Raw genomic sequence first — 515 nt, 5'->3', positions numbered from 1 at the left:
TTTGGAGAGCAACCCCTTAATTTGCAAGGGGATGATTGGTTTGCTTTGTTTTTTCTACCTTATTATAAGGCTTTATATTTAGTCCCGTAGCTCAGCTGGTTAGAGCGCTACACTGATAATGTAGAGGTCCCCAGTTCAAATCTGGGCGGGACTACATAACAGTAAGAGATAGAGAATTGAGCAAGAGAATGCTCATGCTCAATACTCGCACTCTAAACTGTATACGGGGGATTAGCTCAGTTGGCTAGAGCGCTAGATTTGCATTCTAGAGGTCAAGGGTTCGACTCCCTTATTCTCCACTTTAATTATCCGAAGCTTTAGCGAAGGATAATATTTTCAAAGAAGTATTTACGACGGTAATTTGCTTTTTGTAAAGCTTCAGCGAATGCAAGAGTTCATTGACATGTTTGAGGGAAAGAGCTGAGAAAGTATTTTAATGAAATATTTTTTTAGTTAGTAACAAGCGTTAAAGTAGAATATATAACAAACGACTACGACCTGAAGAAGGTCTGAAG

2 tRNA genes are annotated in these 515 nt (G+C 38.8%); both read left to right on the top strand.

Annotation, left to right across the window (positions count from 1 at the left end):
- Window positions 1–80 precede the first annotated feature (80 nt).
- Window positions 81–154 (top strand) — tRNA-Ile (locus ACE1ET_RS20650).
- A 71-nt stretch (window positions 155–225) separates the two neighbouring features.
- A tRNA-Ala gene (locus tag ACE1ET_RS20645) sits at window positions 226–299 on the top strand.
- Window positions 300–515: the final 216 nt, after the last annotated feature.

The sequence above is a fragment of the Quyinboa mangrovi genome (assembly GCF_042219825.1).
In the GTDB taxonomy this organism is placed as follows: Bacteria; Bacteroidota; Bacteroidia; order Bacteroidales; family UBA5342; genus JBHJHP01.
The sequence above is the reverse complement of the archived record's forward strand: the minus strand, read 5'-3'. Positions and strand labels throughout refer to the sequence as shown.